General features: G+C 60.4%; 16 protein-coding genes, 2 tRNA genes and 2 pseudogenes. 15 read left to right on the top strand and 5 right to left on the bottom strand.

Annotated features, from left to right (window positions below; translation table 11 throughout):
• Positions 1 to 77 precede the first annotated feature (77 nt).
• The 8 genes and pseudogenes from hfq to BLR63_RS32440 all read left to right on the top strand — a co-directional run.
• Positions 78 to 338: an RNA chaperone Hfq gene (gene hfq, locus BLR63_RS19930; RefSeq protein ID WP_003171355.1), complete on the top strand. Its 261-nt coding sequence runs from the start codon at positions 78 to 80 to the stop codon at positions 336 to 338.
• A gap of 12 nt (positions 339 to 350) precedes the next feature.
• Entirely contained in the window at positions 351 to 1,652 is a 1,302-nt protein-coding gene (hflX, locus tag BLR63_RS19925) for a ribosome rescue GTPase HflX (protein WP_010563325.1), read from the top strand.
• Between the two features lie 96 nt (positions 1,653 to 1,748).
• Complete coding sequence (hflK, locus tag BLR63_RS19920; RefSeq protein ID WP_010563326.1) at positions 1,749 to 2,924, top strand: FtsH protease activity modulator HflK; 1,176 nt, start codon at positions 1,749 to 1,751, stop codon at positions 2,922 to 2,924.
• Entirely contained in the window at positions 2,924 to 3,790 is an 867-nt protein-coding gene (gene hflC / locus BLR63_RS19915) for a protease modulator HflC (RefSeq protein ID WP_010563327.1), read from the top strand. The genes hflK and hflC overlap by 1 nt, the downstream gene beginning before the upstream one ends.
• Positions 3,791 to 4,084: 294 nt before the next feature.
• Positions 4,085 to 5,272, top strand: a complete 1,188-nt coding sequence (locus BLR63_RS19910) for an ATP phosphoribosyltransferase regulatory subunit (protein ID WP_010563328.1) — start codon at positions 4,085 to 4,087, stop codon at positions 5,270 to 5,272.
• Between the two features lie 54 nt (positions 5,273 to 5,326).
• On the top strand, positions 5,327 to 6,616 hold the full coding sequence (locus tag BLR63_RS19905; protein ID WP_010563329.1) for an adenylosuccinate synthase: 1,290 nt from the start codon (positions 5,327 to 5,329) through the stop codon (positions 6,614 to 6,616).
• A gap of 61 nt (positions 6,617 to 6,677) precedes the next feature.
• Positions 6,678 to 7,784: pseudogene (locus tag BLR63_RS32445) on the top strand (methyl-accepting chemotaxis protein); the annotation flags it as partial.
• A 411-nt stretch (positions 7,785 to 8,195) separates the two neighbouring features.
• Positions 8,196 to 8,690: pseudogene (locus BLR63_RS32440) on the top strand (methyl-accepting chemotaxis protein); the annotation flags it as partial.
• Between the two features lie 46 nt (positions 8,691 to 8,736).
• Here the strand turns inward: BLR63_RS32440 and BLR63_RS19895 are convergent.
• The 4 genes from BLR63_RS19895 to BLR63_RS19880 form a co-directional block, all read right to left on the bottom strand.
• Positions 8,737 to 10,290 carry an ABC transporter permease gene (locus BLR63_RS19895; RefSeq protein ID WP_010563331.1) on the bottom strand — a complete coding sequence of 518 codons (1,554 nt, stop codon included), beginning with the start codon at positions 10,288 to 10,290 and terminating at the stop codon, positions 8,737 to 8,739.
• The gene (locus tag BLR63_RS19890; protein WP_010563332.1) at positions 10,290 to 11,315 is read right to left on the bottom strand and encodes an iron ABC transporter substrate-binding protein; all 1,026 of its coding nucleotides are present in this window, start codon (positions 11,313 to 11,315) and stop codon (positions 10,290 to 10,292) included. The genes BLR63_RS19895 and BLR63_RS19890 overlap by 1 nt, the downstream gene beginning before the upstream one ends.
• Positions 11,316 to 11,458: 143 nt before the next feature.
• Positions 11,459 to 11,545 (bottom strand) — tRNA-Leu (locus BLR63_RS19885).
• A gap of 178 nt (positions 11,546 to 11,723) precedes the next feature.
• Positions 11,724 to 11,810, bottom strand: a tRNA-Leu gene (locus BLR63_RS19880).
• Between the two features lie 224 nt (positions 11,811 to 12,034).
• On the opposite strand from BLR63_RS19880, the gene rnr reads away from it, so the two are divergent.
• The 7 genes from rnr (at position 12,035) to dnaB (ending at position 19,227) form a co-directional block, all read left to right on the top strand.
• Positions 12,035 to 14,668 carry a ribonuclease R gene (gene rnr / locus BLR63_RS19875; protein WP_010563333.1) on the top strand — a complete coding sequence of 878 codons (2,634 nt, stop codon included), beginning with the start codon at positions 12,035 to 12,037 and terminating at the stop codon, positions 14,666 to 14,668.
• Positions 14,665 to 15,423, top strand: a complete 759-nt coding sequence (rlmB, locus tag BLR63_RS19870; protein ID WP_010563334.1) for a 23S rRNA (guanosine(2251)-2'-O)-methyltransferase RlmB — start codon at positions 14,665 to 14,667, stop codon at positions 15,421 to 15,423. The genes rnr and rlmB overlap by 4 nt, the downstream gene beginning before the upstream one ends.
• Before the next feature lie 219 nt (positions 15,424 to 15,642).
• On the top strand, positions 15,643 to 16,065 hold the full coding sequence (gene rpsF, locus BLR63_RS19865) for a 30S ribosomal protein S6 (RefSeq protein WP_010563335.1): 423 nt from the start codon (positions 15,643 to 15,645) through the stop codon (positions 16,063 to 16,065).
• A 28-nt stretch (positions 16,066 to 16,093) separates the two neighbouring features.
• Positions 16,094 to 16,324, top strand: coding sequence for a 30S ribosomal protein S18 (rpsR, locus tag BLR63_RS19860; protein ID WP_002551829.1), 231 nt, complete (start codon positions 16,094 to 16,096; stop codon positions 16,322 to 16,324).
• A 36-nt stretch (positions 16,325 to 16,360) separates the two neighbouring features.
• Positions 16,361 to 17,254, top strand: coding sequence for a YybS family protein (locus tag BLR63_RS19855; protein ID WP_010563336.1), 894 nt, complete (start codon positions 16,361 to 16,363; stop codon positions 17,252 to 17,254).
• 18 nt (positions 17,255 to 17,272) lie between these two features.
• Positions 17,273 to 17,719: a 50S ribosomal protein L9 gene (rplI, locus tag BLR63_RS19850; protein WP_010563337.1), complete on the top strand. Its 447-nt coding sequence runs from the start codon at positions 17,273 to 17,275 to the stop codon at positions 17,717 to 17,719.
• Positions 17,720 to 17,829: 110 nt separating this feature from the next.
• Positions 17,830 to 19,227, top strand: coding sequence for a replicative DNA helicase (dnaB, locus tag BLR63_RS19845; RefSeq protein WP_010563338.1), 1,398 nt, complete (start codon positions 17,830 to 17,832; stop codon positions 19,225 to 19,227).
• 6 nt (positions 19,228 to 19,233) lie between these two features.
• On the opposite strand, the gene BLR63_RS19840 is transcribed toward dnaB, so the two are convergent.
• Positions 19,234 to 23,226 carry a dermonecrotic toxin domain-containing protein gene (locus BLR63_RS19840; protein ID WP_130926032.1) on the bottom strand — a complete coding sequence of 1,331 codons (3,993 nt, stop codon included), beginning with the start codon at positions 23,224 to 23,226 and terminating at the stop codon, positions 19,234 to 19,236.
• Positions 23,227 to 23,259: the final 33 nt, after the last annotated feature.

Below are 23,259 nucleotides of genomic sequence, written 5' to 3'. Positions count from 1 at the left end.
CTATCCTTGGGGGAGTGACGGCCATAAGCTATTTATTTTCCGATTTTTTATTATTGATCCTTAAAGGAGTGCGGCACATGTCAAAAGGGCATTCGCTACAAGACCCTTACTTGAATACTTTACGTAAAGAAAAAGTGGGGGTTTCCATCTACTTGGTCAACGGTATCAAGCTGCAAGGCACCATTGAATCGTTCGACCAGTTCGTGATCCTGCTGAAAAACACCGTCAGCCAGATGGTTTACAAGCACGCTATCTCGACAGTCGTTCCAGTTCGTCCGATCCGTCTGCCTAGCGCAGCAGGTGATGATGCGGCTGACGCTGAGCCAGGTAACGCCTGATAGGAGTCTCCTTTGTTCTTTGAGCGCCACGGTGGTGGTGAACGAGTGATCCTCGTTCACTTGGATGGACAGGACCCTGAGGCGCGCGAAGATCCGCAGGAGTTTCAGGAGTTGGCAAATTCGGCCGGCGCCGAGACCGTTGCGTTTTTTAACGTGCCGCGTCATCGGCCAACCGCCAAATTCCTGATTGGCAGCGGCAAGGTCGAGGAACTGCGCGACCTGGTACATGCCCTGGAAGCCGATCTGGTGATTTTCAATCACACCCTCACGCCCAGTCAGGAACGTAACCTCGAACGTGTTTTCGAGTGTCGCGTGATCGACCGCACCGGTCTGATTCTCGATATTTTCGCCCAACGCGCCCGTACCCATGAGGGCAAGCTCCAGGTTGAACTGGCCCAGCTTGACCACATGAGCACCCGCCTGGTTCGTGGCTGGACCCACCTTGAGCGTCAGGGTGGCGGTATCGGCATGCGTGGTCCGGGTGAAACCCAACTGGAAACCGACCGGCGCCTGCTGCGGGTTCGCCTGCGCCAGATCAAGGGCCGCCTGGAGAAAGTCCGCAGCCAGCGCGAGCAGTCGCGTCGTGGCCGCATGCGGGCGGATATCCCTACCGTTTCCCTGGTGGGCTATACCAACGCCGGCAAATCCACGTTGTTCAATAACGTGACCAAATCGGACGTTTACGCCGCTGACCAACTGTTCGCTACCCTCGATCCGACCTTGCGCCGCCTGGACCTGGACGACCTCGGGCCGATTGTCCTGGCCGACACCGTGGGTTTCATTCGCCACTTGCCCCACAAGCTGGTAGAGGCATTCCGGTCTACGCTCGAAGAGTCGAGCAATTCCGACCTGCTGTTGCACGTGATCGATGCGGCCGAACCGGATCGCATGTTGCAAATTGAGCAGGTGATGGTGGTGCTGGGTGAGATTGGTGCCCAGGACTTGCCGATCCTCGAGGTGTATAACAAACTCGATTTGCTTGAAGGCGTTGAGCCACAAATCCAGCGCGACGAGAACGGCAGGCCCCAGCGGGTATGGCTGTCGGCGCGCGATGGCACGGGCCTGGAGCTGCTTGAACAAGCCATTGCCGAGTTGCTGGGCAGTGATTTGTTTATCGGCACCTTGCGCTTGCCTCAGCGTTTTGCTCGACTGCGTGCACAGTTTTTCGAACTGGGCGCGGTACAGAAAGAAGAACACGACGAAGAGGGTGTCAGCTTGCTGGCCGTTCGATTGCCGCGCTCGGAGCTGAATCGGCTGGTCAGCCGTGAAGGTGTGGTGCCGACAGAGTTCATCGAACAACACACTTTGCAATAAAAGCCTCCGAAAGCGGTTGTGCCGCAGTGGCAGGCATTCTGTAGCATTGGTCGGCGCGCCGTGGGTGCGTCTTTGCTTTATCAGATGGAGAGCGCTATGGCTTGGAATGAGCCGGGTGGCAACTCGAATAATCAGGATCCTTGGGGTGGTAAGCGCCGCAATAATGGCGACCGCAAGGGGCCACCAGATCTCGACGAGGCCTTCCGAAAGCTGCAGGAAAGCCTGAATGGGTTGTTCGGTGGTGGAAAAAAACGTGGCGGTGACGACGGCGGTCGTACAAGCAGGGGTGGCGGCTATGGCCTGCTGGGCCTGGGCCTTGTCGTGCTGGCGGCCGTATGGCTCTACAGCGCCGTATACGTGGTGGACGAGCAGGAGCAGGCCGTGGTGCTGCGCTTCGGCAAGTACTACGAGACTGTCGGTCCGGGCTTGAACATCTACTTCCCGCCGATCGACAAGAAGTACATGGAGAACGTAACGCGTGAGCGTGCCTACACCAAGCAGGGCCAGATGCTGACCGAAGACGAGAACATCGTCGAGGTGCCGCTGACCGTGCAGTACAAGATCAGCAACCTGCAGGACTTCGTGCTGAACGTCGATCAGCCGGAAATCAGCCTGCAACACGCGACCGAAAGCGCCCTGCGCCATGTGGTGGGTTCTACCGCCATGGACCAGGTGCTGACCGAAGGTCGTGAATTGATGGCCAGCGAAATCAAGGAGCGCCTGCAACGGTTCCTCGACACCTATCGCACCGGTATCACCGTGACCCAGGTGAACGTACAGAGCGCAGCCGCACCGCGTGAAGTGCAGGAAGCCTTCGACGACGTGATCCGCGCCCGTGAAGACGAGCAGCGTTCGCGCAACCAGGCTGAAACCTATGCCAACGGCGTTGTGCCGGAAGCCCGTGGTCAGGCCCAGCGCATCCTTGAAGATGCCAACGGTTACCGCGACGAAGTGGTCTCGCGCGCCAAGGGTGAGGCGGATCGCTTTACCAAGTTGGTCGCCGAGTACCGCAAGGCACCGGAAGTCACGCGTCAGCGTCTGTACCTGGACACCATGCAGGAAGTCTTCAGCAACACCAGCAAGGTTCTCGTGACCGGCAGCAAAGGTGGGCAGAACAACCTGCTGTACCTGCCGCTGGACAAGATGATCGAAGGTGGTCGTAGCAGTACCAGTGCACCGTCCACCGGTTCCAATGCCGCTGCCAATGAAGCGAGTGCCCGTGCGGCCGCTGACTTGCTGCAACAGCAAACACGTACCAGGGAGAGTCGTTGATGAGCAATAAATCGCTGACCGCCCTGATTGTGGGTGTCGTCGTGGTCATCGCTGCCTGGAACTGCTTCTACATCGTCGCTCAGACCGAGCGCGCGGTGCTGCTGCAATTCGGTCGCGTGGTCCAGGCGGATGTCCAGCCGGGCCTGCATGTGAAAGTCCCCTACGTCAACCAGGTGCGCAAGTTCGACGCCCGCCTGATGACCCTGGATGCACCGACACAGCGCTTCCTGACCCTGGAAAAGAAAGCCGTGATGGTGGATGCCTACGCCAAATGGCGCGTCAAGGATGCCGAGCGTTTCTACACGGCGACCTCCGGCCTCAAGCAGATTGCCGACGAGCGTTTGTCGCGTCGTCTGGAATCGGGTCTGCGTGACCAGTTTGGTAAGCGCACCCTGCACGAGGTGGTATCCGGCGAACGTGATGCGTTGATGGCTGACATCACGCGCTCGTTGAACGCGATGGCGGAAAAAGAGCTGGGCATCGAAGTCATCGATGTTCGGGTCAAGGCTATCGACCTGCCGAAGGAAGTGAATCGCAGCGTGTTCGAGCGGATGAGCACCGAGCGTGAGCGTGAAGCGCGTGAGCACCGTGCCAAAGGTAACGAGCTGGCCGAGGGTATTCGTGCGGATGCCGACCGTCAGCGTCGCGTACTGCTGGCTGAGGCCTATCGCGAGTCTGAAGAGGCGCGTGGTGATGGTGACGCTCAAGCAGCGGCGATCTACGCCAAGGCCTACGGCCAGGACCAGGAGTTCTACGCGTTCTACCGTAGCCTGCGTGCCTACCGTGAAAGCTTCGCGAACAAAACCGATATCATGGTGCTGGACCCAAGCAGTGATTTCTTCCGCTACCTGGAAAAGTCCAAGTAACCAGCCTGTGATTCTGTAGGTGTCACTCCCGTCGGGCGGCTAAAACGCCTGGCGGGGTGATCCTTTCAGAAAACGGGTGTATGATGCGGCAGCCGGGAAATTCCCGGCTTTTTTGCGTCTGTATGTTTGATTCGGCAGGCGTGACAGGTTTTTCGAGGAAAGTGCCCGACGAGGCCGTTTGCAGGCCGTTCGTCACGTCGCTCTTGCGCGTGGTTTATGCGGGGCGCGGGTATTTTCTGCTTCACTCAAGGCTCGGCCGAGGGCTGGCCGCCCGGATCATAGGGGAATGGCGTAATGGCAACGGTAGACCGCTGGCTGCTGCCAGATGGCATCGAAGAAGTACTGCCACCAGAAGCTGCGCGCATTGAAGTAGCGCGTCGCCAGGTGTTGGATCTGTTCCAGAGCTGGGGTTACGAGTTTGTCGTGACCCCCCATATCGAGTACCTGGAATCTCTGCTGACCGGCGCGGGCCAGGACCTGGATCTGCGCACCTTCAAGGTCATCGACCCGCAGTCGGGCCGGCAAATGGGGTTCCGTGCCGACATCACGCCGCAAGTGGCGCGCATCGATGCGCACACCCTGCGTCGCGAAGGTCCGAGCCGTCTGTGCTACGCCGGCAGCGTGCTGCATGCAAAGCCTCGGGCGTTGTCGTCGTCGCGCAGCCCGATCCAACTGGGCGCCGAGTTGTATGGCGATGCCAGCCCGAGCAGCGACGTTGAAGTGATCAGCCTGATGCTGGCCATGCTGCAACTGGCTGATGTTCCCGATGTCCACATGGACCTGGGCCACGTCGGTATCTACCGTGGCTTGGCCCGTGCGGCCGGATTGTCCGGTGCCGCGGAGCAACAGTTGTTCGATGCTCTGCAACGCAAGGCTATCGATGAAGTCGTCGCCCTGACCGAAGGCGTTCCTGCCGACTTGGCCGGGATGCTGCGCGCGTTGGTCAACCTGTGCGGCGGTCGTGAAGTCCTGGTAGAAGCGCGTGAGCGTCTGGCCAATGCGCCGGCGCCGGTATTGGCTGCACTGGATGACGTGTTTGCGATTGCCGGGCAGTTGTCGGCACGTTTCCCGACGTTACCGCTGTATTTTGATCTGGGCGAGTTGCGCGGCTACCACTATCACACCGGTGTGGTGTTCGCCGTATTTGTACCGGGAGTTGGCCAGGCCATCGCCCAAGGCGGTCGTTACGACGATATCGGCGCCGACTTCGGTCGCGCGCGTCCGGCCACCGGCTTTTCCACCGATTTGAAAACCCTGGTGACCCTGGGGCGTGCTGAGGTCGAGCTGCCGTCGGGTGGCATCTGGATGCCTGACAGTACGGATGCAGCACTCTGGCAAAAGGTTTGCCAGTTGCGCAGTGAGGGTCAGCGTGTCGTCCAGGCCTTGCCTGGGCAGCCATTGGCCGCCGCCCGTGAAGCGGACTGCGACCGGCAATTGATTCTGCAGAACGGGCTTTGGCAAGTATCGCCACTGGCTTCTTGAGTTTTCCTGTCGGCCATCGCCGGCACCAAGTTTGCGCGAATGAGGACAAGTGTTATGGGTAAGAATGTCGTAGTCCTGGGCACCCAATGGGGTGATGAGGGCAAAGGCAAGATCGTTGATCTGCTGACCGAACATGCTGCCGCCGTAGTGCGCTACCAAGGCGGCCACAACGCTGGCCACACCTTGGTCATCGATGGTGAAAAAACCGTCTTGCACCTGATCCCATCGGGCGTGCTGCGCGAAGGCGTACAGTGCCTGATCGGCAACGGCGTCGTGGTTGCACCGGATGCCCTGCTGCGCGAGATCACCAAGCTGGAAGAGAAAGGCGTACCGGTGCGCGAGCGCCTGCGTATCAGCCCGTCCTGCCCGCTGATCCTGTCCTTCCACGTTGCGCTGGACCAGGCTCGTGAAAAGGCGCGTGGCGAGCTGAAGATCGGCACCACCGGTCGCGGCATCGGCCCGGCCTACGAAGACAAGGTTGCACGTCGCGGCTTGCGTGTGGGCGACCTGCTCAACATGCCGCGCTTTGAAGAAAAACTGCGTGAACTGGTGGAATACCACAACTTCATGCTGGTGGGTTACTACAAAGAGCCAGCCATCGAGTTTGAAAAGACCCTGGCCGAGTGCAAGGAATACGCTGAACTGCTCAAGCCGCTGATGCTGGACGTGACGGCCGAGCTGCACGACCTGCGTCGCGCCGGCAAGGACATCATGTTCGAAGGCGCCCAAGGGTCGCTGCTGGACATCGACCACGGCACCTACCCGTACGTGACCAGTTCCAACACCACCGCTGGCGGCGTTGCGACCGGTTCGGGCGTTGGTCCTATGTTCCTGGACTACATCCTGGGCATCACCAAGGCTTACACCACGCGTGTAGGTTCGGGCCCATTCCCGACTGAACTGTTCGACGAAGTCGGTGCGCACCTGGCCAAACAAGGTCACGAGTTCGGCGCGACTACCGGTCGTGCCCGTCGTTGTGGCTGGTTTGATGCGGTTATCCTGCGTCGCGCTATCGATGTGAACAGCATCTCGGGCATCTGCCTGACCAAGCTGGACGTACTCGACGGTCTGGAAACCATCAACATCTGCACTGGCTACAAAGATGCAGAAGGCAAGGCGGTTGCCCCGACTGATGCTGACAGCTATGTGGGTCTGCAGCCGGTCTACGAAGAAGTGCCAGGCTGGACCGAATCGACCGTGGGCGCCAAAACCCTGGAAGAGCTGCCAGCTAACGCTCGCGCTTACATCAAGCGTGTCGAAGAGCTGATCGGTGCGCCAATCGACATTATTTCGACGGGCCCGGACCGCAACGAAACCATCGTTCTGCGCCACCCGTTCGCTTAATAAGCTGTTGATGTAGAAAGCAAAGGGCTCCTTCGGGAGCCCTTCGTCGTTTCAGCTCTGCATGCGGCACGACCCTTGCTGTGTTTACCTCTTTCGCGGTGCTATCAAATTAATGGCACCCGTGGTGGAGGGATTCCCGATGTCTGCCGTTCTCTCGTTGTTACAAAGCCGTCTGTTGCGGCCGGTGTTCGTTACCCTAGGTATCGCTCTTTTGGTGCAGGTGCTCGTAGCGGTCGCTCTAACCCGGAGCACGGTCACGGCGCTGGAAGCCGATTTGGGCAATCGCCTGGGGGTCGACAGTCAGAAATTGTCGGGCGAATTGGCTCAGGCCGGCAAGGAAGTCACATCCAGCCTGGACAGTTTGTCCGCCAGTACCCGTCAGCGCCTGACCGCAGGGCTTTCCGCGCGCTTGCAGGAAGAGCAGAAACAACTGCGTGCGACCCTGGAAAAAGATCTGCAAGACTCCGCTAACGATATGGCGCAACTGTTGGCCTCCGTGGCGCCTCGCGCCATGTGGGACAACGATGTGCCGACGCTGTCGGAGTTCGCCCGACGGGCCCAGCGCAATCCCAACGTGCTGTTCGTGGTCTACGACGATGCTGCCGGTGAGCACTTGACCCGTTACCTGAACCGGGAAAACCCGATCAACCAGGCCCTGCTGGAAAAGGGCAAGGGTGACCGCGCCCTGGACAAATTGCTGGACGCCGCCAAATCGGACGCTTCCGTGTACTACGTCGAAGCATCCATCAGCCCCAACGGCGTCGAGATTGGCAAGGTCCGCATGGGGGTTTCGACCGCCGCGGTAGAAACCGACCTGCTGGCGTTGGATAAGCGCTTTGCGGCATTGATCGCCAGCGGGGATCAGTTGGTCGGCGACAGTCTCAAAGGCGCTGCGGCGGATAGCGCAGCAGCCATGGGCGCGCGCTTGCAGTCTGCGCAAGCCACTGCGACCCAGATGACCGCCAACACCACCAGCGCCGTGCAAGAGGCCGCGGGCACCTTGCGCTGGCGTATCGGCATGGGCCTGGCTGTTGTCGGTTTTGGCGTATTGCTGCTGATCGCCGTGGTACTGGGGCGGCGGGTGGTCAATCGCCTGAAGCTATTGATTGCGGCCATGGATGACTTGGCGGCGGGTGAGGGCGACCTCACCAAGCGTGTACAGATCAACAGCAAGGACGAAATTGGCGCCATGGCTTCGGCGGTCAATCGGTTTGTGGATAAGTTGCAGCCGATCGTGCGCGAGGCGGGCGATGTGGCCCAGCGTACCGGCGTGGAAATCGGCGCCATGACCTTGCGCAATGCCGGTGCCGATGCCGCAGCCGGACTGCAGCGTGATGAGGTGGCGGAGAGCTTGCGCGCACTGTCGCAAATGGCCGATGCGGCCCAGTCTGAAAGCCATGCGATGCAAGCCGCGTTGCAGCAAGTGGTGGACATTCGCCAGGCTACTGATGAGAACTCGCGCACGTCGGCGCAAGTCGGCACTCTGATCGAAGCGCTGGCGGGGCAGGTACAAGCGGGCTCCCAAGTGATTGAGCGCCTGGCGCAGCAAAGCGAACAGATCGAAGTCGTACTCACGGTGATCCACGGCATTGCCGAGCAGACCAACTTGTTGGCACTCAACGCGGCGATCGAGGCGGCGCGTGCCGGTGAGACCGGGCGCGGCTTTGCGGTGGTGGCGGACGAAGTGCGTGCGCTGGCCAGCAAGACCCAGAGCTCCACCGGCGATATCCAGGCGCATATCGTCGCGTTGCAGCAGGGCGCGCGTGAGGCGGTGGAAACCATCGGCAAGGCCGGACGCCAGGCCAATGAAGGATTGGTGGTGCTGCGTGACAGTGTGCGCTTGCAGCAGACCGTACAGGCGTCGGTGGAACAGGTGCATGCGGCAATCGGCCTGGCCACGCGCGCGGCCGAGCATCAAGCCCAGGGCGCGCACGCGGTGCGTGGGCGGGTCGAGGTCATCCATGCCCAGGCCGAGCGCGCTGCGCAGGCGGTGGTTGAGACTACCGCCAGTGGCAAGGTGCTGGATGGGTTGGCGGCGCAGTTGAAGGCGAGCCTGGGGCAGTTCCGGGCCTAGTGTTGCCTGGGCTGGCGTTATCGGGAGCAAGCTCCCGATAACGGTTTCAGCGGCTCAGATACATTCGCGTCGTCAGCAAATACACCGGCAACCCCGACACCAGAATCAACAACGCCGCATACGGCGCCGCCGCCGCGAATTCCACATTCGAGGTATGCGCCCACACGGCCGTCGCCAGGGTGTTCAACCCTGTCGGGCTCAACAGCAATGTGGCCGTCAATTCCTTCATCGCATCGAGAAATACCAGCGCGAACGCCGCACCCAATGCCGGGAAAATAATCGGCAAGGTCACTCGGCAAAACGCACTGAACGACGATGCACCCAGCGTGCGCGCGGCCTCTTCCAGTTGCGGCGCGGCCTTGTTCAAGGCCGTGCGTATCGGCGCCTGGGCCAGGGGCAGGAACAGCAATGCATACGCGATCAGCAGCAATGCCGAGGTCTGATACAGCGCCGGCACGTAATGCAAGGCGAAGTACACCAGTGTCAGCGCAATCACCAGGCCGGGCAGGGCATGCAGCAAGTACGGCAGGCGCTCGGCCCAGATCGCCAGCGTGCCCTTGTAGCGCACCACCAGCAGCCCTACCGGCACCGCGAGCACCAGGCACAGCGCCGCGCCGCCCAGCGACAGTGCCAGTGAGGACAACAGCGCCGCACCGATCTCGGCCACCGGAAACGCCGCCGACGACCCCACGGCCAGCCAGTAACCGAGCATCCCCAAGGGAATACCGCTGCCGATGATCGCCAGCGCCAGGCAATAGGCTTGGCCCAGCGCTACCCACTTGCCCAGTCGAACCTGTTCTGCATGTCGCGCCGCGCCCTGGCCGATGCGTACGTGTCGACCCTTGCCGCGTACACGCAGTTCCAGCCACAGCAGGGTCAGGCACATCACCAGCAGCACCGCTGAGAGCATCGCGGCGTTGGCATTGCTGAATTCCAGCTCGAATTGCTGATAGATCGCGGTCGTAAAGGTCTGCAGGCCGATGATCGACAGTGCGCCGAACTCCACCAACATATGCAGCGCGATCAACAGCGCCCCGGCCAGCAGCGATGGCCATAGCAGGGGCAGGGTGATGCGGAAAAACACCCCCCAACGATTCAGGCCCAGGGTGCGGGCCGACTCTTCCAGGGAGGGATCCAGATTGCGCAGGGTCGCCGCCACCGGCAGGAACACCAGCGGGTATTTGGACAGGGTCATCACCAGGATCGCCCCGCCGAGCCCCTCGAAGTTGGCGCTCAGCGACACCCAGGTAAAGCTGCTGACAAACGCCGGCACGGCAAAGGGCAGGCACAGGACCACGCCCCAGATACGCCGCCCCGGCAGGTTGCTGCGTTCCAGCATCCAGGCCAGGGACAGGCCGATGACGCCGCAGGCCACGGTCACGCCGACCATCAGTGCGAGGGTGTTGCGTAGCAGCCCGAAGACATAGGGCCGCCACAGCAGATGCACCGCCTGCGCCCAGCCGGCTTGCCAGGCCTTGAGCCCGACATACACCAGCGGCAGCAGGCTCAGGCCGACCAGGAACAGCACAGGAAGCAACAGCCAGATTGACGGGTGCTTGCGCCCCCTGCGCAGGGCGGGGGTGGAGAGCGATGGGGTCATCAGTTCAAGCCAACGTCACGTTCCAGGTCCAGGGCTTCTTCGGCATTGCCCAGATCGGCCGGGGTGACTTTCGGCGGTTGCAGCTCGCTGAAAGGCTTGAGGCCACGATTGGATTCCATGCCCTTGCGCAGCGGGTACTCGGCCGAGGTGTTGGTGATCACGCGCTGGCCTTCTTCGCTGACCATGAACGCCAGCAACTGTTGGGCTTCTTGCGGGTGTTTGCTGGATTTCAGCGCTGCTGCTGACGAAACGGTGATCAGGCCGCCGGCATCGCCGTTGGTGAAGTAGTGCAGTTGTGAGTCCAGGTTGGTTTTTTCTTTCTTCAGGGCAAACCAGTAATAGTTGTTCACCAGCACGGTGGCGATTTCGCCATTTTCCACGGCTTTAAGGGCGACCATATTGTTGCTGTACACCTTGCCGAAGGCGCGCAGGCCGGTCAGCCATTCTTCAGCGGCTTCGCGCCCGTGCAGCTTGATGATCGCGACTGCCTGTTCCTGGAACGCGCCGCTGGTGGGCACGAAGCCGACCTTGCCTTGCCACTGGGGGGCGGCGAAATCCAGCACGGATTTGGGCAGGTCTTTTTCGGCGATGAGTTTCGGGTTGAAGGCCACGACGCGGGTGCGTGCAGTCACGCCCATCCAGTCGCCATTGCTGCCGACGTAGTCCTTGGGCAGTACGTCGAGGGTGCTGGCATCGATTTTGGCCAGCAGGCCCTGTTCGCCGAGTTTGTTCAGCGGTGGCGATTCTTCGGTGTAGATCACGTCGGCGGGGGAGCGGTTGCCTTCTTCGACGACCTGGCTGGCCAGTTGGTTGCTGCTGCCTTTACGTACATTGACGTGAATACCGGTCTTGGCTTCGAAGGCCTTGGCCAGCTCATCGCCGACTTCTTTGTGTTGCCCGTTGTACAGGGTCAGGGAAATCTTGTCGGCGCAATAGGCGGTGGGCGAGAGCAGGATCAGGCCGAGCAGGGTGATGCCCAGGCCGCGTAGAAGGGATGTCTTGAGATGGGTGTCGCGGATCATCATCCGGAAGTTTCCTCGCTTGAATGCAACAAATCGTTGCAAGGATAAACGATAAAGCTTCTCAAATGCGGGTGGAGGGGGGATCGATGGAAAAGTTTTACGCCCCAGAAACGAAAAAACCCGCTTTCGCGGGTTTGATCTGAATGTGGTGCCCAGGAGAAGACTCGAACTTCCACGACCGTAAGGTCACCAGCACCTGAAGCTGGCGTGTCTACCAATTTCACCACCTGGGCATTATCGACAACGCTTGCGCTGTCGATGGGGCGAACTATACGGAGGGCTTTTTGATCTGTAAACCCCTGATTCAAAAATATAAATCAAGTTTTCCGTTGAAAATCAAAGGCCCTGAACGCAAAAACCCGCTTTCGCGGGTTTTTGGGACACTCAAGGTTCAAACCTCAAGTTTTGAATTGGTGCCCAGAAGAAGACTCGAACTTCCACGACCTTGCGGTCACCAGCACCTGAAGCTGGCGTGTCTACCAATTTCACCATCTGGGCAGCATCTTCAACGTTGCCGTCGTCGATGGCGCGCACTATACGGAGAGGCCTTCAGGCTGTAAACCCCTGCTATCAAAAAATCCTGGAAAATTTCACCAGCGGTCGTGCAAGGTGCGTTCCGGGGGCTACAAAAGGCTTTTAAACGCTTGTTGATGCCTGAAATTTCCCGTTTCAATACGCGTATGCCAAACTAACCCTCATATAGACAAGGTGAAAATTCTCTAATGGCCGATTGGCAGTCCCTCGATCCCGAGGCCGCTCGTGAAGCGGAAAAATATGAAAACCCTATTCCTAGCCGCGAACTGATCCTGGCGCATCTCGCCGATCGGGGTTCGCCTGCTAGCCGCGAGCAGCTGGTTGAAGAGTTCGGTCTGACCACCGAAGACCAGCTCGAAGCCCTGCGCCGCCGCCTGCGTGCCATGGAGCGCGATGCTCAATTGATCTACACCCGCCGTGGCACCTATGCGCCGGTGGACAAGCTCGACCTGATCCTGGGGCGCATTGCCGGCCACCGTGACGGCTTCGGCTTCCTGATCCCGGATGACGGCAGCGACGATCTGTTCATGAGCCCGGCGCAAATGCGCCTGGTGTTCGATGGCGACCGTGCCCTGGCGCGCGTATCGGGCCTGGACCGTCGCGGTCGCCGCGAAGGCGTGATCGTCGAAGTGGTGTCCCGTGCCCACGAGTCCATCGTCGGTCGTTACTTCGAAGAGGGTGGGATCGGCTTCGTCATTCCCGACAACCCCAAGGTCCAGCAGGAAGTACTGGTGACGCCGGGTCGTAATGGCGCCGCCAAGGTCGGTCAGTTCGTCGAGGTGAAAATCACCCACTGGCCAACCCCGCGCTTCCAGCCCCAGGGCGATATCGTTGAAGTGGTCGGCAACTACATGGCGCCGGGCATGGAAATCGACGTCGCGCTGCGCACCTACGATATTCCTCACGTCTGGCCCGAAGCCGTACTCAAGGAAGCCGCCAAGCTCAAGCCGGAAGTCGAAGAAAAGGACAAAGAGAAACGCATCGACCTGCGTCATCTGCCGTTCGTCACCATCGACGGCGAAGATGCCCGCGACTTCGACGATGCGGTCTACTGCGAGGCCAAGCCCGGCAAGTTGCGCCTGTTCTCCGGCGGCTGGAAGTTGTACGTGGCAATTGCCGACGTCTCCAGCTACGTGAAGATCGGTTCGGCGCTGGATAACGAAGCCCAGGTCCGCGGTAACTCCGTGTATTTCCCTGAGCGCGTGATCCCGATGCTGCCTGAGCAGCTGTCCAACGGCCTGTGCTCCCTGAACCCGAAAGTCGACCGTTTGGCCATGGTGTGCGAGATGACTATCTCGAAAACCGGCGAAATGACCGATTACCAGTTCTACGAAGCGGTGATCCACTCCCAGGCGCGCCTGACCTACAACAAGGTCAGCACCATCCTGGAACAGCCGAAAACCAGCGAGGCCAAAGCCCTGCGCGGTGAGTACGGGCATGTGGTACCCCATCTCAAGCAGCTCTACTCGCTGTACAAGGTGTTGTTGGGGGCCCGTCACCTGCGTGGCGCGATCGATTTTGAAACCCAGGAAACCCGGATCATCTTCGGTTCCGAGCGCAAGATCGCGGCGATCACCCCGACGACTCGCAACGATGCGCACAAGCTGATCGAGGAATGCATGCTGGCGGCCAACGTGGCCACCGCGGAATTCCTGAAGAAGCACGAAATTCCAGCGCTGTACCGGGTGCACGACGGCCCGCCGCCGGAGCGTCTGGAGAAGCTGCGCGCGTTCCTCGGCGAGTTGGGCCTGTCCCTGCACAAAGGCAAGGACGGCCCGACGCCGAAGGACTACCAGGCATTGCTGGCCAGCATCAAGGATCGTCCGGATTACCATGTGATCCAGACCGTCATGCTGCGCTCCTTGAGCCAGGCGGTGTACAGCGCCGACAACCAGGGCCACTTCGGCCTGAATTACGAGGCGTATACCCACTTCACCTCGCCGATTCGCCGTTACCCGGATTTGCTCACGCACCGGGCGATCCGCAGTGTGATCCATTCCAAGCAGAACACCCCGCACGTCAAGCGCGCCGGTGCCATGACCATTCCGAAGGCGCGGATCTATCCGTACGACGAAGCGGCCCTGGAACAGTTGGGCGAGCAGTGTTCCATGAGCGAGCGCCGTGCCGACGAAGCCACCCGCGATGTGGTCAACTGGCTCAAGTGCGAGTTCATGAAGGACCGCGTGGGCGAGTCGTTCCCGGGTGTGATCACGGCCGTGACCGGCTTTGGCCTGTTCGTCGAACTGACCGACATCTACGTCGAAGGCCTGGTGCATGTCACCGCCTTGCCGGGTGACTACTACCACTTCGATCCTGTGCATCACCGTCTGGCGGGCGAGCGCACCGGTCGCAGTTTCCGTCTGGGCGACACAGTGGAAGTGCAGGTCATGCGCGTCGATCTCGACGAGCGCAAGATCGACTTTGGCATGTCGGAAAAAACCATCGACGCGTCGATCGGCCGCAAAAAACGTGGCAACGACACCGCTGCGCCTGCGTCCAAAGGCAAAGGTGCTTCGGCGAAAGTGGTGGCAGAGCCTGAACCTGCCAAGGCAAGTCGTCGTCCGTCCGTCAAGGACAAGGTGCCCGAAGCCTACCGTCCAAGCGACGCAGCGGCGAAAAACGCCGAACTGCGCAAGAGCCGCGAGTTGAAGCAGCAGTTGCTCAACGAAGCCAAAAGCGGTGGTAAAGCGGCGTCTGGGGGAAAGTCCCACGGGGCGGAAAAGCCGTCGAGCAAGCCCAGTAAACACCGTAAAGGCCCGCCAAAAGCGGGTTCGGCTCCCGCCAAAAGCGGCGGGTCGCGCAAACCTAAGGCCAAGTCATGAGTCTGGAAAAAATCTACGGCGTACACGCCGTAGAAGCACTGCTGCGTCACCATCCCAAGCGCGTCAAGCAAGTCTGGTTGGCCGAAGGCCGTAGCGAGCCGCGCGTACAGGCGCTGGTCGAGCTGGCTAATGCGAATAAAGTCGCCATCGGCCAGGCCGAGCGGCGCGAAATGGATGTGTGGGTCGAGGGCGTTCACCAGGGCGTGGTTGCGGACGTAAGTCCAAGCCAGGTCTGGGGCGAAGCGATGCTCGACGAGCTGCTCGACCGCACCGAAGGCGCGCCGCTGCTGCTGGTGCTGGACGGCGTGACCGATCCGCACAACCTCGGTGCCTGCCTGCGTTCGGCGGATGCCGCCGGTGCGCTGGCGGTGATCGTGCCGAAAGACAAGTCGGCCACCTTGACGCCTGTGGTGCGTAAAGTCGCCTGCGGCGCCGCGGAAGTGATTCCGTTGGTGGCCGTGACCAACCTGGCGCGCACCCTGGAGAAACTCCAGCAGCGCGGCCTGTGGGTCGTGGGCACGGCGGGCGAGGCCGAGGTCAGCATTTATGACCAGGACCTTACCGGCCCGACCATCCTGATCATGGGGGCCGAAGGCAAGGGCATGCGTCGCCTGACCCGCGAGCATTGCGATTACCTGGTGCACCTGCCGATGGCGGGCAGCGTCAGCAGTCTCAACGTGTCGGTCGCGACCGGCGTGTGCCTGTTCGAAGCCCAGCGCCAGCGCGGCGCCAAGGCCAAGACCAAAAAGTCCTGACCTGCGCCCTGTGCGGGAGCTGGCAAGCCGGCTCCCGCACAGGATGATTGTTCAAATAATCACCAATCACCTTGCGCCCTTTCTCCCCCTTCTCTACAATTGCGCCCCTTGCCTTGCTGGCAGGCACCGATGTGCCTCCCCGCGGCAGGATCCATAAGTGTCATTCACTCCTTGTCTGACCGTTTTTGAGCGGCAGGCTACAACCCGTAAGGAGCATTCATGCGTCATTACGAAATCATCTTTTTGGTCCACCCGGATCAAAGCGAGCAAGTCGGCGGCATGGTTGAGCGTTACACCAAGCTGATCGAAGAAGACGGCGGCAAAATCCACCGTCTGGAAGATTGGGGCCGTCGTCAACTGGCCTACGCAATCAACAATGTTCACAAGGCTCACTACGTGATGCTGAACGTTGAGTGCACTGGCAAGGCCCTGGCCGAGCTGGAAGACAACTTCCGCTACAACGATGCAGTGATCCGTAACCTGGTCATCCGTCGCGAAGAAGCCGTTACCGGCCAATCCGAGATGCTCAAGGCTGAAGAAAACCGCAGTGAGCGCCGTGAGCGTCGCGACCGTCCTGAGCACGAAGGCGCTGATAGCGTTGATAGTGATGACAGCGACAACAGCGATAACGCTGACGAGTAATCCACGGACCTTTTAAGGAGCCTATCAAATGGCACGTTTCTTCCGTCGTCGTAAATTCTGCCGCTTCACCGCTGAAGACGTGAAAGAGATCGATTACAAAGATCTCAACACTCTGAAAGCCTACGTATCCGAGACCGGCAAAATCGTTCCTAGCCGTATCACCGGTACCAAAGCACGTTATCAGCGTCAGCTGGCCACCGCTATCAAGCGCGCCCGCTTCCTGGCCCTGCTGGCCTACACCGACAGCCACGGCCGCTGAGACCGGGCAGTCGACAAGTAGTAAGGGATTGAATGCATGCGCGCCTTAGCTGAGTTCATCATGCGCGGTCGTGTGCAGGCCACTCTGGTAGTGGCTGGATGTGCGGTATTGCCGTTGCTTTATTGGTTGGGTGCTGCCGCCGGTTGCCTTGTGCTGCTGCGGCGCGGTTTGCAGGACGCCGTTGGCGTTCTGGCCCTGGGAGTGCTGGCCGCCTTGATCTGGTGGCTGCAACTGGGCGAACCCAAGGTACTTCTGGTACTGCTGGGATCGTCGAGCCTTGCGTTGGTTTTGCGCGCAAGTGAGTCCTGGGTCCGCACGCTGCTGGTCAGCGTGGCATTGGGGTTGGTGTTTTCGGTGTTGCTTGACGCGGCTTTCCGCCCGCAGATCGAGGCGCTGTCGCAGGAGATCGTCAAGGTCTTGCCGATGGCCCTCGGGGAACTCTACCAGCAGCTTTCGGTAGAAGAGCGAGCGCGACTTGCGACACTGATTGCACCGGCCCTGATCGGCCTGATGGCGGTAATGATGCAGATCGTCAGCGTGCTGAGCCTGATGCTTGGGCGTTATTGGCAGGCGTTGTTGTACAACCCAGGTGGTTTTGGTCGCGAATTTCGCAGCATCAGAATCCCTGTGGGCCCGGCGATGTTGCTGCTGGCACTCATGGCTGTCGGACCGTACTTAGGTTCGCAGGCGGCCTTGCTGGTGCTGTTTTGCAGCGTACCGCTGGTGTTTGCCGGATTGGCCCTGATTCACGGGCTGGTGGCGCAGAAGCGCCTGGCCAGGTTCTGGCTGGTGGGGTTGTACGTGACGATGTTGCTGTTCATGCAGCTGATCTATCCGTTACTCGTGGTTTTGGCCATTGTCGACGGCCTGATTGATTTTCGCGGTCGTCTGGCGCCGAAAGACGCCGATAACGCGAACGGTGAAGGTTAAAAGTTAGAGGATTTTCACATGCAACTGATCCTTCTGGAAAAAGTCGCCAACCTGGGCAACCTGGGCGACAAAGTGAACGTTAAGGCCGGCTACGGTCGTAACTACCTGCTGCCATACGGCAAAGCCACCGCTGCAACCGCTGCCAACCTGGCTGCGTTTGAAGAGCGTCGTGCTGAGCTGGAAAAAGCAGCAGCAGACAAAAAAGCTTCGGCCGAAACTCGCGCTGCCCAACTGGCTGAGCTGGAAGTGACTATCACTGCCACCGCCGGTGACGAAGGCAAGCTGTTCGGTTCGATCGGCACCCACGACATCGCTGACGCACTGACCGCCTCCGGCGTTGAAGTTGCGAAAAGCGAAGTTCGTCTGCCGAACGGCACCATCCGCAACGTAGGCGAATTCGACGTAGCCGTGCACCTGCACGCTGAAGTCGAAGCCACCGTACGCGTTGTCGTGGTAGCAGCTTAAGCAACACCTAACTGACTGGCACCTCGCGTGCCAGGCGGTTAACATCGGGCACGATCCTGTTTACAGGTCGTGCCTTTTGTTTTTTACACACCCCCTAATTCCAAGTGGCCATGAACGATATTTCAGCTCCTGAGCAATACGATCTGCAAACCGCTGCCCTGAAGGTGCCGCCGCATTCCATCGAGGCCGAACAGGCCGTGCTCGGTGGCTTGATGCTGGACAACAACGCCTGGGAACGCGTGCTGGATCAAGTCTCGGACGGTGATTTCTATCGCCATGACCACCGCCTGATCTTCCGCGCCATCGCCAAGCTGGCCGACCAGAACTCACCGATCGACGTGGTGACCCTGGCCGAGCAACTGGACAAGGAAGGCCAGACCTCCCAAGTCGGTGGCCTGGGCTACCTCGGTGAGTTGGCGAAAAACACGCCGTCCGTCGCCAACATCAAGGCCTATGCCCAGATCGTTCGCGAGCGGGCCACGTTGCGCCAGTTGATCGGCATCAGCACCGAAATCGCCGACAGCGCCTTCAACCCCGAAGGCCGCAGCGCCGCCGAGATTCTCGACGAGGCCGAGCGGCAGATCTTCCAGATCGCCGAAGCCCGCCCGAAAACCGGCGGCCCGGTCAGCGTCAACGATCTGTTGACCAAGGCCATCGACCGCATCGACACCCTGTTCAACACCGACAACGCCATCACCGGCATCTCCACCGGCTACACCGACCTCGACGAGAAGACCAGCGGCCTGCAGCCGTCCGACCTGATCATCGTCGCCGGCCGTCCATCCATGGGTAAGACCACCTTTGCGATGAACCTGGTGGAAAACGCCGTGTTACGCAGTGACAAGACCGTGCTGGTGTACTCCCTGGAGATGCCAGGCGAATCGCTGATCATGCGGATGCTCTCGTCCCTGGGTCGTATCGACCAGACCAAAGTGCGCGCCGGTCGCCTGGAAGACGACGATTGGCCGCGCCTGACCTCGGCGGTCAACCTGCTCAACGATCGCAAGCTGTTCATCGATGACACCGCCGGCATCAGCCCATCGGAGATGCGCGCGCGTACCCGCCGGCTGGTGCGTGAGCACGGCGAAATTGCCCTGATCATGATCGACTACCTGCAGTTGATGCAGATCCCGGGTTCCAGCGGCGACAACCGGACCAACGAGATTTCCGAAATCTCGCGGTCGTTGAAAGCCCTGGCCAAGGAGTTCAACTGCCCGGTGGTGGCGTTGTCCCAGCTCAACCGTTCCCTGGAACAACGTCCCAACAAGCGTCCGGTGAACTCCGACTTGCGTGAATCCGGAGCGATCGAGCAGGACGCCGACGTGATCATGTTTGTGTATCGCGACGAGGTGTACCACCCCGAGACCGAACACAAAGGCATCGCCGAGATCATCATCGGCAAGCAGCGGAACGGCCCGATCGGGTTTGTCCGCCTGGCGTTCATCGGCAAGTACACACGCTTCGAGAACCTGGCGCCGGGCAGTTACAACTTCGACGACGACGAGTAACCCGCCCTATGGCCTGGGGAACAGCCGCCGGATGGTGGGTTCCTCGTATTGGTAGTTCCAGCGCAACTCGGTGCCAGCAGGAATGTCCTCGCTGGCAAAGAATCCGGTGAGTATCAGTGGCTCCTGCGGGTTCTCCTCGACTTGTGCGAGGATCGCGAATTGTGCGGCTTCGACGTTATAGCCCGTGCTGGCCTGGCGTATCGGCACCCCCGCGTCATATTCGAAAATCGTGTTTATCCTCGACAGTGCATTGTCGCCGGAGAGGACCAACTGCATGTTCAGTGCATGGGGTGTGGCCGGCCTGACGCTTTTGATGGGCATCAGGTAAGGGTCCTGCCGCGCCTGGGCGATGCACAGGGGTAATAGTTCTCCACCATAGACGCCCAGCGCGTCGCCCTTTTTGATGGGGCGCCGGCTGATGACCGTGGCTTCGCCAATCAGTGACGCTTCCTGCGCAAATTTCTGATGGGCGGCGGTGAAGGGGATGACTTCGAGGTTGTCTTCATACAAACGCGCGACATTTTCATAGCCTTGCCACTGAATGTAGGGGCGGATCTTGCTGGCGGCGAACACCGTGTCGGTGGTCAGGGATTTGCAGTGGCTCTGTATTTGCCGGATCCGCATGGGCCGGCCCTGTGTGTCGCGCAATGGGTAACGGCCGTTGTTGGCGCGATCATAGATACGGCGATAGTTCTGGCTGTATTGATAGCCCCGCTGGGCGCGCATGTGGCTGAGCTCCTGGGCGGAATAGTGCGCTCTCACCGCGCCCTCTTCGGCCGACTCATATTCGCTGGTCGATTCGGCCGATTCAAACTCGTCACTCGTTTCCATGCCCTCGGCGAACATCACGGGTGATTCTCTTCCGCCCGGCAGTGCGCCCTTGGCTTGATCGATTTCCCAGCCGCCTTCGGTTTTTTTGCGCAGGTAGGGTTGATAGGCCCTGAAACGGCTGCGCGCATCGATCAGTCGCCAGCCCAAGGGGTCGTATTTGACCTGGTAGTAGTGCTGGCTGTCCTGGATGTAATAGCGATAAGTCCCATCGGCCAGCGGCGGGGCTTGATGAATGCCATCAGCGCGTTCCGTGAGCCCGGAAGGTGGTGCGGTTTCGCTGAATAAGGGGTCGAGGGGCAGGCCGCTCGCGTCCGATAGGGGCGTCAAGGCGCGCTGGAGGCGAATAGGGGGCGGACCCGCTTTCATCAGCGCCACGCCGGTGTTGTGCAGCGCGTGTTCAAGGGAGTCGGCATTCGATTGGTGCAGAATCGTCCTGCGCTCGGCATCGCTGAGCGTACGTTCAAGGGTGCTGGGCAGATCGGAGAGCGCACTCGTGTGCTCGCCCTTGGCATCGTAGATGGCGTATTGCTCGCCCTGGCGGAGCACCGTAGTACGCGGCCCGCCATCCGCGCTGCCGATGCTGCCCAGCAGCGGGCCTTCGTGGCTGACGTCATGTACGGCGAGCCCGTGGGAGGATGGCCAACCGGGTGTTCGCTCCAGCGTGTAGAGCAGCAGCGGCACGCTCTCGCGGTCGCGCACCCCATCGAGAAACAGGCTTTCGTTCAGGCGCGTTGCCTTGATCGCGTTGCCGTATTGCTCGGCCTCCCAGCGCTGCACGGGGGGCAGGGTTTTGTCCTCTTGCAGCCGCTCGCGTTCAGACGCCGAGAGGGTGTTTTCCATTTCTTCAAGGTGGCGCTTGGAGAGTTCCGGCGCGAGGGTACGCAGGCGGCTTCCGACCGGGGAGATCGCTGTTTCGCTCGGCGTGTCGAGCAGCGAAAACAGCCGTTGCTTTTGCCCTGCCGCTTCTGTCTCCAGGCGCGTGGCGAGGTTCTCAACCTTGGTGAAATAGTCGATGTAAAGCGACGGCAGCAGGTTGTTGAACTCGGTTTGCGGCAGTTGCTCCTCCAGCGCGTGGAGCAGCTCGCCTTGTCGGAATCGCACCGCGTCGACTGTGATTTCATCGGGCCCCGTGCCGTGACTCAAGATCACCTGCTGCTGCTCGTCGACAATCTTCAAGGTCCGGTTTGCAGGCCACTCGGGCAGTGAGCTGAGCACATGGAATTGAATCAGTGGCGTGTGAGGGCTGGGCGAGGCGCCTTGGGCGTGGCCTTGGACGAAGTCATTGATTTCCTGTTCCAGATTGAAATGGCTGACAGTGTCGAGCAGCAAGGGCGGCGGGCGCACCATCTCCTGATGGAGCTGGCGCAGCGTGGTGGTGTCGGCGCCGCTGAGCAACAGGATCGGCTCGACCGCCGACGGCTTGATCTGCGCGGCATCGGGGCCCAGGCGTTTGATCAGCTTGAGGTCGTCCCACGCCTCGGGTGTTTCATGGGGCAGGCGCCAGCCACCCGCTTGATTACTGAGCAACGGCGGAGAATAGCTGCGTGCATCGGAGGGATGTGCCAGCTCCCATTGCTTGCCATCGGGAGCACGCCGGACCGCATGGAGGTGATCGTCAAGCTTCAGGTAATGCTGTTGCGCGTGCCGATACAGACCTTGTGTGTCGGCGACAAGATGCCGGGGCAGCGCTTTGGGATGGCGGTAAGGCGTGAGGTCGGTGTGCCACAGGCGCCAGCCTTTGTTGCGCACCCGCACTTTTATCAGGCCTGCGGTAAAGCCCGCCGTCTTGATGGCGCCGGCCGTCGCCGCCGCGAGGGCGGCGTTGTCCACCACATCCAACAGGTCGTTGATGGCTTCGTCACTGTCGCCACGGCTCCAGGCCGCAAAGCCTTCGTACACCGTGTCGATCAATTGAGCGGCGCTGACCACCAGCAGCACTTCGCCCACGATCGGAATGAATGAGGCGGCAAAGAACAGTAGGGATTTACCCGTATCAAGGTAGCTTTGCAGGCGTTTTTGCCGGCTCAGCAGGTCGGCGTTCGCGCTGAGAACGGCGAGGATTTGGGCGTCGTCCTTGATCTGGGCGATTTTCTGCTCGGCGATGGCGGCAAACACCGGCGTGCTGATCGGGGTGAGCGTGAGCGGATGCTTCAGATAGGCAGGTTCGGTGCCGATCCTGCCCGCCATCTCGATGGCGGGTGAGCCTGATCGGGGCGGGATCGCCTCCAACAGGTCGCCCTGATGCTGCAAGGGCACCAGCCGATTGAAGGCCGCCCGGTATTTTGCATCCAACAGGCGTTCGGCCAGCCTGCGCTTGAGATCGGCCAGAGAGGTGTATTGACGAAAAGGCGCTACAGGGTCGTCGGGAGTGTAGAGGATGAAGGGGATACCGATCGTCTCAGCAGTGATCACCAGGACGCCGGGCACTACCACCTCGTTGATCGTCAGGTGATTGCTTTGGATTTCCGCGTGCGAGCCTGATTGATACAAGCTGTTCAACTGCAGATGCTGCTTGGGGGTCAGATGGTGATGCATGTAGGCGATATGCAGGGCGACGCCGAAGGCATGCTGCGCCTGTGCACGGAACAGGCTGCGGACCTGTTGGGGGGTACGTTGCGAGGCGGAACTGGGCGAGGGCTCAAGGATGCTGAATATATGGGCCAGGTACTTGCCGCCCAGATCCAGGCGGCGGCAAAACTTCGCGAATGCGATGGCGCTGATCGTGCTGGCTTGTTCGCCGTTGGGGGTGACGTTGTAGATCGCCGTGCCGGCGTCCATGCCGCCTTCTACCGCTTCAGAGGCCTCGAAGTTCTGCAGGGCGGCCTCCAGGAGTGTCTGTCGGGTCGTCCTGACGTGGGTTTTGATGAGTCCAAGCAGGTGATGGTTTTTCCATTCGCGCACCAGAATCGCGTTTTCATTGTCGATCAAGCCGAAGAAACGCCTGGTGAGCATCACGCGCAATATGGGGCGGGCATAGTCTTCAGGGCTTTGAATCTCGTCCAGAAGTGCTTTGAGATCGTGCCGCGCTCTGTTGCTTTTGATCAGGCTGTCGCGAAAGTCCTGGAGCAGTGACGCTGGGGCCTGGCGCAACCAGGGCGGTAGTTGCGGCTTTATGAATGCGTGGTGAGCGGGCAGGGACGTCGATGATTGGGTGGTGCTTGTGTTCATGGTGCGGGCCATCAAGGGCTGTGATTGATTCAG

It is taken from the genome of Pseudomonas extremaustralis (assembly GCF_900102035.1).
Lineage (GTDB): Bacteria > Pseudomonadota > Gammaproteobacteria > Pseudomonadales > Pseudomonadaceae > Aquipseudomonas > Aquipseudomonas extremaustralis.
The sequence above is the reverse complement of the archived record's forward strand: the minus strand, read 5'-3'. Positions and strand labels throughout refer to the sequence as shown.